This is a genomic window from Mycobacterium sp., assembly GCF_035653355.1.
Taxonomy (GTDB): Bacteria; Actinomycetota; Actinomycetes; order Mycobacteriales; family Mycobacteriaceae; genus Mycobacterium.
Genome location: NZ_DASRBZ010000368.1, coordinates 1 through 11,973, shown reverse-complemented (window position 1 = coordinate 11,973; position 11,973 = coordinate 1). Strand labels below are relative to the sequence as shown.

Annotated in this window: 15 protein-coding genes; 11 read left to right on the top strand and 4 right to left on the bottom strand. The window is 64.7% G+C overall.

The features are described from left to right. The 4 genes from VFA16_RS12815 to VFA16_RS12800 all read left to right on the top strand — a co-directional run. On the top strand, window positions 1-709 hold a 709-nt coding region (locus VFA16_RS12815), incomplete at its 5' end, for a thiolase family protein (protein ID WP_324968170.1). Between the two features lie 7 nt (window positions 710-716). Then, window positions 717-1,607, top strand: a complete 891-nt coding sequence (gene meaB, locus VFA16_RS12810; RefSeq protein WP_324968169.1) for a methylmalonyl Co-A mutase-associated GTPase MeaB — start codon at window positions 717-719, stop codon at window positions 1,605-1,607. 30 nt (window positions 1,608-1,637) lie between these two features. Further along, complete coding sequence (locus VFA16_RS12805) at window positions 1,638-2,207, top strand: TetR/AcrR family transcriptional regulator (protein WP_414687709.1); 570 nt, start codon at window positions 1,638-1,640, stop codon at window positions 2,205-2,207. 27 nt (window positions 2,208-2,234) lie between these two features. Next, the gene (locus tag VFA16_RS12800; RefSeq protein WP_324968167.1) at window positions 2,235-3,080 is read left to right on the top strand and encodes an SDR family oxidoreductase; all 846 of its coding nucleotides are present in this window, start codon (window positions 2,235-2,237) and stop codon (window positions 3,078-3,080) included. A 13-nt stretch (window positions 3,081-3,093) separates the two neighbouring features. Here VFA16_RS12800 and VFA16_RS12795 read toward each other — a convergent pair whose 3' ends face one another. Together VFA16_RS12795 and VFA16_RS12790 are read right to left on the bottom strand one after the other, a co-directional pair. Beyond that, window positions 3,094-3,477: a type II toxin-antitoxin system VapC family toxin gene (locus VFA16_RS12795; RefSeq protein ID WP_324968166.1), complete on the bottom strand. Its 384-nt coding sequence runs from the start codon at window positions 3,475-3,477 to the stop codon at window positions 3,094-3,096. Further along, window positions 3,474-3,704 (bottom strand): type II toxin-antitoxin system prevent-host-death family antitoxin, encoded by a 231-nt coding sequence (locus VFA16_RS12790; protein WP_324968165.1) that lies wholly within the window; start codon window positions 3,702-3,704, stop codon window positions 3,474-3,476. The genes VFA16_RS12795 and VFA16_RS12790 overlap by 4 nt, the downstream gene beginning before the upstream one ends. A gap of 165 nt (window positions 3,705-3,869) precedes the next feature. Between VFA16_RS12790 and VFA16_RS12785 the strand changes: the two genes are divergently transcribed. From VFA16_RS12785 to VFA16_RS12770, 4 genes are read left to right on the top strand one after another with little or no spacing between them, the layout of a single operon-like run. Then, window positions 3,870-4,583, top strand: coding sequence for a hypothetical protein (locus VFA16_RS12785; RefSeq protein ID WP_324968164.1), 714 nt, complete (start codon window positions 3,870-3,872; stop codon window positions 4,581-4,583). Between the two features lie 56 nt (window positions 4,584-4,639). Further along, window positions 4,640-5,470: a hypothetical protein gene (locus VFA16_RS12780; RefSeq protein WP_324968172.1), complete on the top strand. Its 831-nt coding sequence runs from the start codon at window positions 4,640-4,642 to the stop codon at window positions 5,468-5,470. Continuing rightward, window positions 5,467-6,060: a cytochrome c oxidase subunit 3 gene (locus VFA16_RS12775; protein WP_324968163.1), complete on the top strand. Its 594-nt coding sequence runs from the start codon at window positions 5,467-5,469 to the stop codon at window positions 6,058-6,060. The genes VFA16_RS12780 and VFA16_RS12775 overlap by 4 nt, the downstream gene beginning before the upstream one ends. A 3-nt stretch (window positions 6,061-6,063) precedes the next feature. Then, window positions 6,064-6,351: a cytochrome C oxidase subunit IV family protein gene (locus VFA16_RS12770; RefSeq protein ID WP_324968162.1), complete on the top strand. Its 288-nt coding sequence runs from the start codon at window positions 6,064-6,066 to the stop codon at window positions 6,349-6,351. Between the two features lie 38 nt (window positions 6,352-6,389). Here the strand turns inward: VFA16_RS12770 and VFA16_RS12765 are convergent, their stop codons facing one another. Beyond that, window positions 6,390-8,003, bottom strand: coding sequence for an FAD-dependent oxidoreductase (locus tag VFA16_RS12765; RefSeq protein WP_324968161.1), 1,614 nt, complete (start codon window positions 8,001-8,003; stop codon window positions 6,390-6,392). Window positions 8,004-8,018: 15 nt separating this feature from the next. Continuing rightward, a complete protein-coding gene (locus tag VFA16_RS12760; protein ID WP_324968160.1) occupies window positions 8,019-8,684 on the bottom strand; it encodes an IclR family transcriptional regulator in 666 nt (221 codons plus the stop codon). A 133-nt stretch (window positions 8,685-8,817) separates the two neighbouring features. Here VFA16_RS12760 and VFA16_RS12755 point away from each other — a divergent pair, with 133 nt between their 5' ends. The 3 genes from VFA16_RS12755 to VFA16_RS12745 form a co-directional block, all read left to right on the top strand. Beyond that, complete coding sequence (locus VFA16_RS12755) at window positions 8,818-9,684, top strand: alpha/beta fold hydrolase (protein ID WP_324968159.1); 867 nt, start codon at window positions 8,818-8,820, stop codon at window positions 9,682-9,684. Continuing rightward, window positions 9,659-11,362 (top strand): bifunctional 3-(3-hydroxy-phenyl)propionate/3-hydroxycinnamic acid hydroxylase, encoded by a 1,704-nt coding sequence (locus VFA16_RS12750; protein WP_414687708.1) that lies wholly within the window; start codon window positions 9,659-9,661, stop codon window positions 11,360-11,362. Before VFA16_RS12755 ends, VFA16_RS12750 begins: the two co-directional genes overlap by 26 nt. Continuing rightward, a partial coding sequence (locus tag VFA16_RS12745) for a 3-carboxyethylcatechol 2,3-dioxygenase (RefSeq protein ID WP_324968171.1) occupies window positions 11,310-11,973 on the top strand: 664 nt, incomplete at its 3' end. The genes VFA16_RS12750 and VFA16_RS12745, both read left to right, overlap by 53 nt.

Sequence of the window (11,973 nt, the reverse complement as noted above, 5' to 3'; positions counted from 1 at the left end):
CCTCGACATGTCGATCACCGTCGGATGGAACGCCGCCGTCAACGCGGGTATCAGCCGCGAGGAGATGGACGCGTGGGCGTTACGGTCGCACCGCAACGCCATTGCCGCGATCGACGAAGGCCGCTTCAAGGAAGAGGTCGTGCCGATCGAAACACCGCACGGGCTGTTTTCGGTCGACGAGCATCCGCGCCGGGACACCAGCATGGAGAAGCTGGCCGCGCTCAAGCCACTGCATCCCGAGATCGAAGGATTCTCGATCACCGCCGGAAATGCGTGCGGCGCCAACGACGGCGCTGCCGTGCTGACGCTCGCCAGCGACCGGCTGGGGCTGCCCGCATTGGCCACCGTGCGGTCGTGGGCGTCGGTCGGTGTCGACCCTGCCTCCACCGGCTTGGCGCCCGTCGAGGTGATCCCGAAAGCGCTTGCCCGCGCTCACCTTTCGCTCTCCGACGTCGACCTGTTCGAAGTCAACGAGGCGTTCGCGTCGATGTGTGTGGCCACGGTCAAGCTGCTCGATCTCGACCCCGACCGCGTTAACGTCAACGGCAGCGGATGCTCGCTGGGGCATCCGGTCGCGGCCACCGGCGCCAGGATGCTGGTAACGCTGGTCCACGAACTGCGCCGCCGCGGCGGCGGCATCGGCGTCGCGGCCATGTGCGCCGGCGGCGGGATGGGTTCTGCCACGGTCATCGAGGTACCGGCGCCATGATGTTCAGATGAACATCGCCGAGCTGATCGCCGCCGCGCGCAACGGCTCCCCACGCGCCGCCGGTCGATTGCTCAGCCTGGTCGAAAGTGACCGGCGCGATGAAGTTCTGGCACGTATCGAACCGTCGGCGGTGCGCGTCATCGGGATCACCGGACCGCCGGGTGCCGGCAAGTCGACGACGATCGCGGCCCTCGTCGGGGCTTATCGGCAACGCGAATTGCGGGTGGCCGTGCTTGCCGTCGATCCGTCCTCGCCGTTCAGTGGCGGTGCGCTGCTCGGCGACCGGATCCGAATGGCCGCGCATATCAACGACTCTGACGTACTGATCCGCTCGGTGGCTTCTCGCGGGCACCTGGGCGGTCTGGCCGCCGCCGTGCCCGCCGCCATCCGGCTGCTGGGGGCCCTGCGTTACGACGTGATCCTGCTCGAAACGGTCGGTGTGGGCCAGTCGGAGATCGAGATCGCCGCCGTCGCCGACCCGACCGTCGTGATCCTCAACCCCGGAGCGGGCGACGCGGTCCAGGCCGCCAAAGCCGGCCTGCTGGAGGTCGCCGACATCGTCGTGGTGAACAAGGCCGACCGCGACGGCGCCGAGCAGACCGTGAGAGACCTGCGCGCCGAAACCAAGTCCCCGATCCTGATGCTCGTCGCAGCCAAAGGAGAACGTGTCCCCGAGCTGGTGGAGGCCATCGACGCCCACCACCGCGCCGACAACCGGGCACGCCGGGTGGCGCGCGCGCGTGCTCAGATACTGTCGCTGGCCCAGAGCCTGCTGCGCACCCATCCCGACCTCGACCGACTCGCCGAATCCGTCGCCGACGGGCGCGACGATCCCTACACCGCCGCCGAGCGGCTGGTATCGGCTGAATCGGCGAGCACGCACGCAAGCGGTCGCTAGCCGATCGACTACCCTCATCGTGTGGCAGCTATCCGGGCTGAAAGCCGATTCCGCGACATCACTCGCAGCGCTGCGCAGACCCGCATTCTCGACGCCGCCTTGAAGTTGATCGGGGAAAACGGTGTGAGCGGGACGTCGTTGCAGATGATCGCCGACGAGATCGGCGTTACCAAAGCGGCTGTCTACCATCAGTTCAAAGCGAAGGAAGAGATCGTCATTGCGCTCACCGAGCGCGAACTCGGAGGACTGGAGGAGGCGCTTGAGGCTGCCGAGGCGGAGCAATGCCAGCCCCGGGCCCGCGAACTGCTGCTCGAGCGGGTGATCGACGTGGCCATCGAGCGGCGCGGCGCTGCCAGTACCCTGCAGTTCGATCCCGTGATTGTTCGGCTACTTGCCGAGCACGAGCCCTTTCAGCAGTTCATCCAGCGGCTCTACAGCGTGCTGGTCGGCGACGCCGGCGACGACGCCCAGGTGACGGCGGCGATGCTGTCGGGTGCCATCGCCGTCGGCGTCATGCATCCGCTCGTCGCTGACGTCGACGACGACGTGCTGCGTTCTCAGCTGCTGCGACTGACCCGACGCTTCATGGAAATCTCCTAGCCCACTGGCAGAGGAAGGCACACGACAGTGCAATCGAGTGACAAAGATGTTTTGGTCGTCATCGGTTCCGGCGGGATGGGGCTGGCGATCGCCCGCCGCATCGGCGCAGGCCGCGTAATTGTGTTGGCAGACATCAACAAAACGGGTCTCAAGGCCGCGGCGGATGCGCTCGGCAGCGATGGGCACCAGGTCCTGACCCGCGAAGTCGACGTCACCTCCCGCGGCTCGGTGGCCGCGCTGGCCGAGACGGCCGAGGCGGCCGGACGCGTTACGGCAGTGGTTCACACCGCCGGCCTTTCGCCGAAACAGGCTTCCGCTGACAGGCTATTGGCTGTCGATCTGCTCGGGGTCGCGCTGGTTCTCGACGAGTTCGGGCGGGTCATCGCCCCTGGCGGCGCCGGTGTCGTGATCGCCAGCATGGCCGGCCACATGTATCCAGCGCTTGATCCTCAGCTGCAGCATCAACTGGCCAGCACGCCCGCCGACGACCTGCTCACCCTCGACGCCTGCACGTCGATCACTGACAGCCGCCTGGCCTACCCGTTTGCCAAGCGCGCCAACCAGATCCGGGTAGCCGCCGCAGCGATCCGCTGGGGCGAGCGTGGCGCTAGGATCAACTGCATCAGCCCGGGCGTCATCTCCACGGCGATGGGACAACTGGAATTAAGCGGCGAATCCGGGGCGCTCATGCAGGCCATGGTCGACAACGCCGGGCTGCGGCGCATCGGCACGCCCGACGACATCGCTGCCGCTACCGAGTTCCTCCTTGGACCCTCCGCAAGCTTCATCACCGGCACAGACCTACTCGTCGACGGTGGTGTCATAGCTGGGATACACAGCGGGACACTGGAGCTCGGTTCTGTGGCAACGTAAGCCAGCGCGTCAGTCATAGTCGGGCGTCGACGGCGTCAGGCAAAACCCTCAGCAGCTTCGTGTCTGCGGTGAGTAGCGTGAGCCGTTCTGTCGTCGCTTGGGCGACAAGAAGCGCATCGAAGGGATCCTTGTGCGGTAGTGCGATGAGGTCGGACGCCAGGGTGTGGTGACGTGTGACGGGCAGATCGCGCAACGCGGATCGGTCGATCGCCTCGTCGAGGTCGTCAGGCAGGGTGAGCTTGCCAATGGCCGCTTTATTGGCCAGCTCCCATGTGCTCGCCGCGGAGACGTAGACCTGCGCACTTGCCGCGATCCGCTTCCGTGCATCCACGCCGAGCCGCGGATTGTCGTCGAGCAGCCAGAGCAAGACGTGGGTGTCTAGCAACAGGCCGCTCATGCGATCCCGAACAAGGCCTGGAGATCGCGGTCGACATCGTCGAAGTGATCGGCGTCGTAGTCGAGTCGGCCAGCAAGCCCGCCAAAGACGATATCGGTGCGCAGGTGTGGGACGAGGTCGGCGACCGGCTTCCCAGCGCGTGCGATCGTGACCGTCTCGCCGTTCTCGACCCGGGCAAGCAATTGCGATAAATGGGTCTTTGCCTCGTGAATGTTGACTGTCGGCATATCGACCAGCGTACTGGACTTAGTCTAGTCGGACTACTCGCCGGGCCGGCTTTCGCCGCCCGGGCTTGGTTCGGGGACGGGCAAGCGGCTATTGACCCTGGCTAGCCGAGCGGCTACTTTCAGGCTAGCCGATCGGCAAGCGCTTCCTGGTGAGGATCCGAGATCATGAGACGAACCAATGGTGAGTTGATCCTGTTTTGGACGCTGCCCGCGGTGGCCATCATCTGGATCTCCGCGTTTTTCTTGTTCCCCGCCTTCGTCCATCCGCTGTCTCCAACGATGTCGGCAGAGCAGGTCGCCGCTTTCTATCGCGATCCCGCGAATCTCGCGCGTATTCGCTACAGCATGATCTTGTTCAACTGGTTCTGCGTGGGTTTGATCCCAATTCTGATGCTGCTCGTCATGCAGATCCGCCGCATGGCTCACCGCACGCCGATCCTGTCTTATTGCATGCTCGCCTGCGCGGCCGGCGGCCCCGCGATCTTTCTGATCGCCAATCTTTTTTGGCTCCTCGCTGCTTTCCGCCCGGAGCGGCCTCCGGAGCTGACCCAGCTGTTCAACGATCTCGCGTGGGTTACCTTCACCATTCAGGTGCCCTACTTGATCATGCAAAGCGTGTTGCTGGCCTTGGCGATTTATTGGGATCGCCAAGACCGTCCGGTGTTCAAGCAGTGGGTAGCGCATTTCAATCTTCTCGTCGCAGTGGCGCTGGCGCCCGCCGCGTTCACGGGGCTGGCATTGGCTGGCCCGATGGCGTGGGACGGCTTGCTGCCCTTCTGGGTCAAAAACATCGCGATCGCCGCCTGGATCGTCGTAATGGGCGTGGTTATCGGGCAGACCGTGCATCGACAGCGGGCCGAGGACGAGGTCGCCGCATGAGTTGCGTCGGCGATGGCGATCTCAGTTCGGCTGGGAGCAAGGAGCGAGCGGCGCCAATGAGGACAGCTGTGACAGAGCCTCCAACCGCACTCGACCCGCCCTCGGGCTCGCCGCTAAGCCGTCTCGCCTGGCACTGTCGCAACAATCCCAAGCGTGAGCTGTGGTTCGCCTGGTGGACGACGGTCGTCTTTTACAACCTGTTCGCCGTGGCGTTCTTCGTGCTGAGCCGCACTCAGCCGCCGCCGAATCCCGGTTGGGATACGCGAAGGGTCGTGCAGTGGTTCGACCACAACCACTGCGGCATCCTCATTGGCTTCGGCATCATGTTCCTCATCACCGGCATGACCGCGCCTACCAACGCGCTCATCGCCTATTCCATGCGGCGTATGTCAATCAGCCGTGCCTACGGCTATTCGTACCTCGTCCTGTATTCGCTGAGCGCGATTCCCGGCATGCTGCTGATGTGCATCGCGCTCACCGTCGGAGCCATGCGGCCTAACCGCGATCCCGAGCTGATCACCTGGCTGTACGACTTCGCATTTTTGTCATTCGTCGGCACTATGGGTGTGTTCCTGATTGGCTCGTTGGTGTGGATGCTGGCGATTCTGATCGATAAGAATCGTGTGTTCCCAAAGTGGTTCGGCTATTTGAATCTCTGCAATGCGCTCACCGAAGTCGTCGTTTCGCCGGCGTGGCTCTTCAAGCGAGGCGTCTTCGCCTGGAACGGTTTGATCGCATGGTGGATCGACATGGTCGTATTCGGCATCTATACAGGAGTTTTCATCTTCCTGCTCAGGCAGATGATCCGGCGCGAGGACTTCGGTACCGGGTCACTTCCGGACTTGGCGACGCCTGAGGCACCCACTCAATTGGAGGCGGCACAATGACCGAGCTTGCGGACGCCGGCTCGCGACCGCAAGAGAAACTTGCGAAGTTTGTTCCCGGGCAGCCCGACATGTGGGCCTTCGTTCTCTTCGAGGCACTGGTATTCACCAGCTATTTCGTTGTTTACATGATCTTTCGCACGCAGAGCCCTGAGCTCTACCTGAAATCACAGGCCGAGCTCGATCTGCGCATTGGCGTCTTCGAAACGCTTGTTCTGCTCATGAGTTCCTGGTCCATGGCGCGATGCGTCCAAGCGTCCCGTGGCGGAATGTTCCGGTCTGCATTAGCGAATGCCTTGGCCACCATCGTCTTTGGGCTCGTGTTTCTGGCTTCGAAGGTGTCCGAGTGGGTGACATACGTCCACCGCGGTTTCACGTTCTCTAGCAATGAGTTCTTCCAACACTATTTCTTTCTGACCGGCATCCACTTTCTACACCTTCTGATCGGCTTCGTCGCCGTGGGTGTCGTCGTATACCAGCTCCGCAGTCCGGAACGGCGGTCCCAGGAGCTCGTCGAAACAGGCGCGACCTACTGGCACACCGTCGACTTTCTGTGGATCGTCATCTTCGCACTGCTCTACGTCGTGAGGTGATCAGTGAAAGCTGGATTCAACAAGAGATTGCTCGTCGTGTGGCTGGTCTTGTCTGCGATCACGCTCGTCTATCTGTGGGTGGGCTCGATTGACCCCGCCCGGGCACTCAAGCCCAGCGCCGTGGTCACGGTCAGCGCGATCGTGATGGCGCTCATCAAGGTGCGCATCGTTTTTCGCGAGTTCATGGAAGTAAGGCACGCCCCCGCCCTGTTGTGTCGGCTCACGGATGGCTGGGTGGTGCTGATGGCAGTGTGTCTGCTCGGTAGCTACTTCGTCGGTATGGTCCGGTAATGAGTCCCGTTGCCGAAGATCACCACTAGCAAACTGCACTAGTCCACCGACTTACCGGTCGCGGCGGCATACCCTGCGCGATAGCCGAAAACCATTGCCGGGCCGATGGTCCCGCCAGCCCCACCGTAGGCCCGCCCGGTGACACCGGCCATGGCGTTACCTGCCGCGAACAAGCCGGGGATCGCCTCGCCGCTGACATGCAACACCCGGGCGTCGCGATCGGTGCGCGGCCCACCCTTGGTGCCCATCGCACCCACCGACACCGGCACCGCGTAATAAGGCGGCGTGTCGATAGGTCCGAGGGTCTTGCCGGCGAGCGTGGTGGCGCGTTCGTCACCCCAGTAGCCGTCGTATGCGCTTGAGCCGCGCCCGAAATCAGGATCGGAACCCGCAGCGACGTTGCGGTTCCAGTGCTCGATCGTCTGCGCCAGCCCGTCGGCGTCGATACCGGTCTTTGCGCCTAACTCCGCGAAGTCCTCAGATGCGCAGAACCAGTCCGGCACCGGCTCCCCGGGCGCGACACCCAGGAAGCCGTATCGCTTCAGATGCAGAGCGTCGAACACGATCCACGCGGGATCGTTGACGTAACCGTTCCGCGGATCGAGGTAGTGGAAAGCGCCGGCCATGGAGTTGTAATCACACGCCTCGTTGACAAAGCGGCGACCGGCACGATTGACGATAATGCTGCGCGGACGGGTCCGTTCCAGCCGGACGCTGCGGCTGCGTTGCTTGCCGTCGATGGTGTCGCCCGGGATCTGCACGATCGGCACCCACCACGCTTCTCCCATGTTGGCCAAGTCAGCCCCGTGCGCCATCGCCAGCCGCAGGCCGTCGCCGGTGTTGTTGGGCGGCGAGACCGCCCCCTGCATCGGTCCGCGCAGGAAGGCGTTGACCCGCACCGAATCCCACTCGAAGCCGCCGCACGCCAAGATCACACCCTGCCGCGCGCGAACGGTCAGACTGTCCCCGCCACAGGAGATCCGCACGCCCGTAATTCGACCCGAGTCGGCAACGAGCTCCTCGGCGCGCGCACCGGTTTGCGGCTCAACCCCCAAGTCGAGTAATCCCTTGAGCAGTCCCGCGACCAGCGCGGTGCCGGCAACGCACACCTCGCCGGCCTGTTCGTCGACCTCTGCATGCAAACGGGCACGGGTTTCGGCGTCGAACCCGACGTTGGACCAGTCGGCGGGAAACGACGTGATCCGATTGCGCCAGTCGCCAAGTTGGGTGAGATCAAACGGGGCTGCGTTCAGCGATCGCCCACCGGATGGCCGCCCGCCCGGCAGCTCGGGCTTGTAATCGGGAAAGCCGGCAGCGATCTCGAAGCGCAGCGGGCTGTGCGCCTCGACGAAGTCGAGCATGGCCGGGCCGGTGCGCACGAATGTTTCGACCAGCGCGTCGTCCATCGAGCCGAGTGATTGCGCACGCAGATACCGCAATGCGTCGGCCACGGTCAGTTCCCCCTCGGGGCAACGGTTGTGCGCGGGGATCCACACCACACCACCCGACACGGCAGTGGTGCCGCCCACGGTCTGCGCCTTCTCGTAAAGCCCCACTGACACGCCGTTGACCGCGGCGGTCAGTGCGGCAGTGAGCCCCGCCCCTCCGCTGCCGAGCACGACGACGTCGACTTCATGGCTCCACGACGGCATCTGGTCAAAGTCCTTTCAGCTCAGAATCGCCGATAATTGCTTGGCCGCCTTGATGACTGCATCCTTGCCGCGTATCACCACGTCTTCGCGGTGGGAGATCAGGTTGATGCAAGTCGGCGGCGACGGTGGATCACGGTGGACGGGAACCGCCAGGCCGTAGGTGTTCGGCTCGATCTCCCCGTGTGTGATCACCCAGCCCTGCCGTCGGGCTTGGGTGACCAGGTCGCGTTCGCCCGGGCGTGGGGGCATGCTGGCCAACAGCGCGATGCCGGCGGCTCCGCGGTTCAGCGGATACCGGCTGCCCTCGTGGAAGGCGAGTTGGTAGGCGACGTGGGTGGGCACGATCACCGCGATCGCCACTTGTTGATCGCCTTCGGCGACGAGCAAGGACACCGTGGTGCCCAGATCGTCGGCGAGGGCGCGCAGGATCGGCAGGCTTAGTTGGCGCAGGTTGCGGTCGAACGATGCGCCCAGCACGGCCAGTCCCGCGGCCGGTCGGTAACGGCCGTCTTCCCCTTTTGCCACCAGCCGGAATTCAGCCAGCGTGGTGAGCAGCCGATAGGCGATCGTCCGGTGCACCTCGAGGCCGCCGGCAACCTCCTGGACGTTGAGCCCCGCCGGCGCGGCGGCGACCAGCTGCAACGCAGCCAGGCCCCTGGCCAGGGTCTGCGAACCGTTCATGGCCTCGGCCCATCCTTGACAGACGACGGCGTGAGAGTGATGCTCTTATATATACAGCACACTAATGTGCGATATTAGCACACACCGCTGTCAAAATCGAGGATCGAATTTCCGCGATGCCAAGAGAGGACCCGTGGCGGAGCACGAGAGCATCTGGAGTGACCTTCAAGGTGTCCCGTTTACCCAGGGCTACCTCGACGCCGGCGGGATCCGAACCCGCTACCTGCACGCCGGCGACGCGGATGACAAACCAGCGCTGGTGCTGCTGCACGGATCGGGCGGGCACGCCGAGGCCTACGTGCGCAACTTGGACGCGCACGCCGAACACTTCTCCACCTGGGCCATCGACATGCTGGGGCACGGCTACACCGACAAGCCCGGCCACCCGCTCGAGATCCCGCACTATGTCGAGCATCTGTTGGCGGTGCTGGACGCGATCGGCGCCGAACGCGCCAGCCTGTCCGGCGAGTCGCTCGGCGGCTGGGTGGCCGCCCGCGCCGCCGTCGACCATCCCGACCGGATCGAGCGGCTCGTGCTCAACACCGCAGGCGGTTCGCAAGCCGACCCCGAAGTGATGCAGCGGATCATCACCCTGTCGATGGCCGCAGCCGAAAACCCGACCTGGGAAACCGTGCAGGCCCGCATCAAGTGGTTGATGGCCGACAAGTCGAAGAGCTACGACGACCTGGTCGCCAGCCGCCAACGCATCTACCGGCAGCCGGGTTTCGTTGCCGCCATGCGCGACATCATGGCGCTCCAAGACCCCGAGACCCGGGCGCGCAACCTGCTCGGCCCGGCCGAGTACGGGGCGATGACAGCGCCGACCCTAGTGCTGTGGACCAGTGACGACCCGACCGCCGACGTGGAGGAAGGCCGCCGCATCGCCTCGATGATCCCCGGCGCGCGCTTCGAGGTGATGCCCGGCTGCGGCCACTGGCCGCAATACGAGGACCCCAAGACCTTTAACCGCCTGCATCTTGATTTCCTGTTGGGACGCTGACGTGACCGATGTCGACGTCGTCGTGGTGGGAGCCGGCCCTGTCGGGCTGACCCTGGCCAATATCCTTGGCCTGCAAAGTGTCCGGACGCTGGTGCTCGAAGAGCGAGAAACGCTGATCGACTATCCCCGCGGAGTCGGGCTCGACGACGAAGCCTTGCGCACGTTCCAGGCGATCGGCCTGGTCGATCGCATCCTGCCGCACACGGTACCCAACCAGATTCTGCGCTTCGTCGACGCCAAACGACGGGTTCTCGCCGAAATGGCCCCGGCCGACGCGCGTTTCGGGTGGCCCAAGCGCAATGGTTTCGTGCAGCCGCTCGTTGATGCCGAATTGCTCAGCGGATTAGATCGATTCGAGCACGTCGAGGTGTGGTGGGGCCGCCCGATGACGTCGTGTGCAGAAACCGCCGACGGCGTCACCGTCGAGATCGGTGGTGACGGGGAGCCCACTGTGCGGGCGCGCTACGTCGTGGGTTGCGACGGTGGGCGCAGCGCGACGCGGCGGATGATGGGGGTGTCCTTCGACGGGACGACGTCGTCGACGCGCTGGCTGGTGGTCGACATCGCCAACGATCCGCTCGGTCATCCCAACAGCGAAGTCGGGGCCGACCCGCGGCGCCCGTATGCGTCGATCTCGATCGCTCATGGAATCCGGCGGTTCGAGTTCATGATCCACGCCGACGAATCCGACGAGCAGGCCGACGATCCGGCGTTCCTCGCCCGCATGTTGGCGCCGTTCGTCCCATATCCCGATCGGGTCGACGTCATCCGCCGCCGCATCTACACCCATCATTCGCGGATTGCGGGCGCCTTCCGGCGCGGCCGGCTGCTGCTGGCCGGTGATGCGGCGCATCTGATGCCGGTGTGGCAAGGCCAGGGTTACAACAGCGGCATCCGCGACGCCGCCAATCTCGGCTGGAAGCTTGCCGCGGTGGTGACGGGGCGGGCCGGCGATGCGCTGCTCGACACGTACGACGTGGAGCGGCGCAAGCATGCCCGCGCGATGATCGACCTGTCGACGATGGTGGGACGAGTCATCTCGCCGACGGATCGCAGGGTCGCCGCCATGCGAGACGCCCTGATGCGCGCGGCGTCAATCGTGCCGCCGCTCAAGCGGTATGTGCTGGAGATGCGGTTCAAGCCGATGCCGCGTTACGAGCAAGGGGCGGTAGTTCACACCGATCCTCGCTCAGACTCGCCGGTCGGCACCCTGTTCATCCAACCGCGCGTCGATACTCGCGAAACACAGAACGTGCTGCTGGACGACGTTCTCGGCAGCTGGTTCGCGGTGTTGTGCTGGAACAACAACCCGTGCGAAATCCTTGGCGCTGCAGCATTTTCGCATTGGAAAGCTTTGGGTGCGCGGTTCGTGGCCGCACGTCCGCTTGCCCAACTGCACTGGACCGGTCACGACGACCCCAACGTTGTGGTCGTCGGCGACCGGGACGGTGAACTCAAGAAATGGTTCGACAGCCACCGCGAATCCGTGCTGTTCCTGCGCCCCGATCGGTGCATCGCCGGCGCCTGTATCGCGCAGCGTGCACCGGAGGTCAGTGCCTCGCTCTTCGACACCCTCACCCTGAGCGGAGGAGGTGATTCCGACGATGACGCTGGCCCTGTGCTGTATGTCCCACAGCCCGCTGCTGAATCTGCCCGGGCCGTCGCAGGACCTTCTTGATGACATCAACTCTGCGCTCGATCAGGCGCGGGCATTCGTCCGCGACTACGACCCCGAGCTCGTGGTCATCTTTGCCCCGGATCACTACAACGGGTTCTTCTACAAGGTCATGCCGCCGTTCTGCATCGGCACGCACGCCCAAGGGGTCGGTGACTACGGCACGCACGCCGGCCCGCTCAACGTTGCCGAGGATCTCGCGAATGACTGCGCCAAATCTGTCCTTGCCGCCGGCGTCGACATCGCGGTATCGGCCGATATGGATGTCGACCACGGCACCGTCCAACCCCTGGAGAAACTGTTCGAGGACGCCACGGCGCGCCCGATCGTGCCAATCTTCATCAACGCTGTGGCCACGCCGCTGGGCCCGCTGCAGCGGTCCCGGGCCCTCGGTGCTGCTGTCGGCAACTACCTGGCGACTCTGGATCAGCGGGTGCTGATCGTGGGATCCGGTGGCCTGTCCCATGATCCGCCCCTGCCGTCGCTAGCGACCGCGACACCGGAGGTCGCCGAGCGAATCGTGCGCGGAAGGCCCATGACGTCCGAGCAGCGGCTCGCCCGGCAAACGGCGGTGATGGAGGCAGCCCACGCGTTCGCCGGGGGACGCAGCGACC

Coding starts and splice junctions, on each gene's coding strand:
- VFA16_RS12795 (WP_324968166.1), bottom strand. CDS start 3,477: ATGAGCGGCCTGTTGCTAGACACCCACGTCTTGCTCTGGCTGCTCGAC.
- VFA16_RS12765 (WP_324968161.1), bottom strand. CDS start 8,003: ATGCCGTCGTGGAGCCATGAAGTCGACGTCGTCGTGCTCGGCAGCGGA.
- VFA16_RS12775 (WP_324968163.1), top strand. CDS start 5,467: ATGACCGAGCTTGCGGACGCCGGCTCGCGACCGCAAGAGAAACTTGCG.
- VFA16_RS12760 (WP_324968160.1), bottom strand. CDS start 8,684: ATGAACGGTTCGCAGACCCTGGCCAGGGGCCTGGCTGCGTTGCAGCTG.
- meaB (WP_324968169.1), top strand. CDS start 717: ATGAACATCGCCGAGCTGATCGCCGCCGCGCGCAACGGCTCCCCACGC.
- VFA16_RS12780 (WP_324968172.1), top strand. CDS start 4,640: ATGAGGACAGCTGTGACAGAGCCTCCAACCGCACTCGACCCGCCCTCG.
- VFA16_RS12785 (WP_324968164.1), top strand. CDS start 3,870: ATGAGACGAACCAATGGTGAGTTGATCCTGTTTTGGACGCTGCCCGCG.
- VFA16_RS12790 (WP_324968165.1), bottom strand. CDS start 3,704: ATGCCGACAGTCAACATTCACGAGGCAAAGACCCATTTATCGCAATTG.